This window comes from Clostridium sp. AF34-10BH (assembly GCF_003478095.1).
Taxonomy (GTDB): domain Bacteria; phylum Bacillota; class Clostridia; order Lachnospirales; family Lachnospiraceae; genus Acetatifactor; species Acetatifactor acetigignens.
In genome coordinates, this window is the sequence record NZ_QUEC01000075.1 from 516 (window position 1) to 1,169 (window position 654).

At 42.7% G+C, this 654-nt stretch carries 1 protein-coding gene; it reads right to left on the minus strand.

Going from position 1 to position 654, the window contains the following annotated elements:
• Window positions 1-487: transposase (locus tag DWZ61_RS20345; protein ID WP_243026469.1), on the minus strand; the 487-nt coding region annotated here is incomplete at its 3' end.
• Between the last annotated feature and the right edge of the window lie 167 nt (window positions 488-654).

The window sequence follows — 654 nt, forward strand, 5'->3', positions numbered from 1 at the left end:
ATTTCCGCATCTTTTTGCTGTTTGCCCGTGCTTTTACATGGGTGGCATCCACGGAGACCTCGGAAGGATCGATCAGTCTGTATTTATAGCATTCCTGCAGGATACGGGAAAAGATCTGTTCAAAAAGATCAGTATTCTTAAAGCGTCTGGTATAATTCTTTCCAAACGTAGAGAAATGGGGAACCTTGTCCATCATTTCCAGACCGAGGAACCATCGGTATGCGACATTGACTTCGATTTCTTTTACTGTCTGGCGCATGCTTCGGATGCCGTACAGATACTGGATGAATGGAATTTTAATGAGCATGACCGGATCCATGCTGGGGCGGCCATTGTCTGCACTGTATTTATCGATCACAAGATCATAGATAAAACTCCAGTCGATTGCCTGGTCAATCAGGCGCAGCAGATGATCCTGCGGAACAAGGTCATCCATGCAGAACATCTGAATCTGTTCTCTTTTCTTATCTGCATTCTGTGTCATCATAGGAAACACCGCCTTTATTTTGATACTTTCATTATACCAAAAAAGTAGTGAAAAGTCCCGTAAATACGGCATTTTCACTACTTCTTATATGCTTGTAAGTACATAATTTTTGCAGTCATGACACAAGAAAAGCTCCCTCACAGGAAGGAGCTTTGTCTACAGTCTGA